At 57.7% G+C, this 201-nt stretch carries 1 protein-coding gene; it reads right to left on the bottom strand.

What is annotated here, in order from left to right:
* Positions 1-201, bottom strand: a 201-nt coding sequence (locus AC6CHM_RS25240) for a hypothetical protein (protein ID WP_498176106.1), incomplete at both ends; no start/stop codon positions are given.

Here is a 201-nt window from a genome sequence, read left to right as displayed (position 1 = left end):
CCCCCTGAACCGTATCGTCCGAAAGGCCCGCAAGCTTCGTCGTTGCTGCATCCGCGCCAATCTTGGCTGCATCCGCAGTCGTCTTCACAACATCAAGCTGGCCCTTGTTGACCGCATCATTGTCATGCGTGCCAGCCTTGATACCGGTCAGAACACGATCCTTCGTCTCCAAAAGCTGCTTGCCATCCGCACCAAGGACGG

Source organism: Phyllobacterium sp. GQ127 (assembly GCF_059758635.1).
The sequence above is the reverse complement of the archived record's forward strand: the minus strand, read 5'-3'. Positions and strand labels throughout refer to the sequence as shown.